Here is a 2,927-nt window from a genome sequence, read left to right as displayed (position 1 = left end):
GCGCAGTCCTACGACAGCCTGTTCTCACCGACCCTGCTGACGTTCGACGACGGCAGCGTGATCAGCATCCCGCCTCACCCGTCGTTGCGGATGCTCGATGATGACGCTCTGGAAGCCTGGGATGCACTGCAATTCGAGGCTGAGACCTACGATCGCCACCCTGATGAGGATGTGTCTGAGCAGAACGTCTACGACGCCAACGGAAACCTTGTCACCACCTTGCCACCGACGACCCGCAAGGGTGATCTGATCGGCCCGCCGTATCGCAAGGGTGGCGTACCGATCTCGCCGCCGTGGGAAGTTCGCACCGCCCAGGCCGCGCTCGGCGAGAAGGAATACGAGCGGCTGCGTAACGGCAAGTTCGACGGCCAGCGTGGCGGCGCCCGACACGTTTGGAAGGTCTGGAACAAACAGGGATTCGAGTTGGCCGAACGGCGGGCCGCCGATCCCAAAAGTAATGGCGGCAGTGTGGATCTGGCGCCAGTTTCCGAAACAGATCGCGCGGGATCTGCACCGGTTCCACCAACTACGGATAGCTGATTGGCATCGCGGCGCCCGCGACGCCGACGGCCATCTAATCCTGAGCAGCTATGAACTACTGAACTATGTCGAATATCTCGACGACGAGAGCGCGTTCAAGACCGACGCCGAGCGTGGCGGTCACTGGCCCGACTGGAAACAAATGCTCGCCGAAAACGTGAACGAGTCCTACCGGATGCGCTCAACGTACGCGGCGGTCAACTCCGAAGGTGGAGACGCCGCATTCGACACGTCCGAGATCGAGTTCGTCGACCCGGTGGAACGTGAGCGCCGCGCCAAGGCCGATACCGCCAAGGCTGAATCAGATGCTAAGTCGCAATCCGCATTTGAGACAAAGTTGGGTTACACGCGATGACCGAAGGGAGGTAGACCGTGGCACCACTTCTCGCAGAAGTCGAAGTAGCCCTCAATGAACGGTCCTCCCGATCAGTCGCTGATCAATTGGTGGGGGACTTCAAGAAGGCGGGCGCGGTCGCCGGTCGGGAGTTCCGTAGCGGCCTGTCTGACTCCATGACCAGCTCGCAACTCAACGCCTTCACATCCTCGTTCGCCAGTTCCGTTGCGCCGCAGTTCCAGCGACATGGACGGCAGGCCGGTGAGGCGTTCGGCCGGGGCTTTGAGTTGTCGGTCGGCCAGATAGTCACCCGCGTCGTCACCTCCCTCGGCCTAGCCGGTGCGGCGTCGGCGGTGCTCTACAAGGGCTTTGAGCGTTACGAAGCCATCGACGCGGCGAAGAATCGCCTGGATAGCCTGAACCGGACGATGGCCGGTACCGGACGCGCGGCGCTCGATGTCGGTCAGGTCATGGAAACCGTCACGAAAACCGTTGAGGGCACGCCGTTCGCGCTCGATCAGGCGTTCTCGATCGCCACCCGCGCACTGGCCACCAACACCGGCGACCTCAAACGGTTTATGACCGATGTTGCCGACGCGGCGGGATTCGCGGGAACAGACATCGGACGTATCGGCGAGGCGTTCCTCGACGTTGCCAACCAGGGCAAGGTGTCGATGGAACAGCTCGGCAACCAGTTGCAGGACATCCCGATCCAAGCGTGGCTGGCCGAAACGATGCACAAGTCCAGTGCCGAAATCTCTGAGATGATCAGTCAGGGCAAGGTCGGCCTCGAAGACCTGATGCGCACTGTCGAGCAGCACGCTCCAGGGTTCGCCAAGGCAGCCGGCGACACGGTGCAGGGCGCGATGGCCAACCTGCAGACCTCGGTCGCCCGTCTGGGTGCGAATTTCCTCGGAGCGTTGTTCGGGCAGCCGACCGAGGACGGCAATGAACTCGTCAACGTCCTCAAGACATTGCAGGAACGCATTGACGAAGTCGGCCAATGGGTGACCGCACATCAGAACGACATCCGGCGCATGTTCGATGATGCGGCGGATGTCGCCGGGAATCTCGCGAGCACGATTTCGGAGATCATCGACACGCTGGGACGCCTCGGCATCGGTGTCGACGATGTGGTGCAGGCATTCGTTGCGTGGAAGACGATTGAAGGCGTCACCGCGCTCACGACATCGCTCACCGGCATCAACACCATGCTGGCGACGACGATCCCTGCGTCTGCGGACAAGGCGGCGACGGGTATCACGGGTGCGTTCAGCAAGATCGTGCTGCCGGCGTGGATCGCGTCGATGTTGCTCAACAAGATCGACGAGGCGACGGGTACCAATGCGGGGACGGCGCTGGAAATCCCCGGTTCTGGCGTCTGGTTCTTCGATCGGATTTTCGGTGACAAACCATGGTTCCCCGGGAAGACGGTCGATGGTTCCGCGGTGCCAAGTTCGGAGCCACCGGAGAGCACTCCTGGTTCCGGACCTTCGGGGTTGCCGATCCTTCCGCCCGGGGGTGGTGGTAGTAGCGGCCTGCCCAAGGCGCCGCAGATCCCCTATCCGGCGGCGTATGGCCAACCACCCGGCCCCGGCGAGTCTGTCGAACACTGGCAGGCGCGTATGGCCGAGATCGACGCTGAACATGATCTGGCCGAGAAGCGGGCGCGTGTCACCCAATTGCAGGCCGATGCGAATGCCACTGCCGACGATGTGGTCAAGGCGCAGAACGATGCAGTGCAGGCGCAGATCCGCGCGACGCGGACCACAGAGGCGTTGCGAAAGGCCGACCTGCAACAGGTCGTCGCACCGTACGACCCGCGCTACGGGGTCATGCGGCCCGGCGAGACGGCGGCGCAATACGGTGCCGAGTCGTCGTTCTTCGAGGCCCAGCACGACCGCGCGCAAGCCGAGGCCGACCTCAAGGCGTTGCAGGATTCCGGCACCGCGTCGACCGCCGAGTTGGCCGCGGCGCAGAACAAACTAATAAAGGCGCGTGACAACGAGAATCAGGCGCTATTACGTCTCAACGAGACCAGCAACAAGACGGC

General features: G+C 62.7%; 3 protein-coding genes. All 3 read left to right on the top strand.

Annotation, left to right across the window (positions count from 1 at the left end; all coding sequences use genetic code 11):
- The coding region (locus KAZ48_08130; protein ID MBP7972755.1) for a hypothetical protein at positions 1–540 on the top strand (540 nt) is incomplete at its 5' end.
- On the top strand, positions 458–895 hold the full coding sequence (locus KAZ48_08125; protein ID MBP7972754.1) for a hypothetical protein: 438 nt from the start codon (positions 458–460) through the stop codon (positions 893–895). The genes KAZ48_08130 and KAZ48_08125, both read left to right, overlap by 83 nt.
- 17 nt (positions 896–912) lie before the next feature.
- Positions 913–2,927 (top strand): tape measure protein (locus KAZ48_08120; GenBank protein MBP7972753.1); only part of this gene is annotated, 2,015 nt, incomplete at its 3' end.

It is taken from the genome of Candidatus Nanopelagicales bacterium (assembly GCA_018003655.1).
Taxonomy (GTDB): Bacteria; Actinomycetota; Actinomycetes; order S36-B12; family UBA10799; genus JAGNDY01.
This window is presented reverse-complemented; position numbering and strand designations above follow the sequence as displayed.

Coding starts and splice junctions, on each gene's coding strand:
- KAZ48_08125 (MBP7972754.1), top strand. CDS start 458: ATGGCGGCAGTGTGGATCTGGCGCCAGTTTCCGAAACAGATCGCGCGG.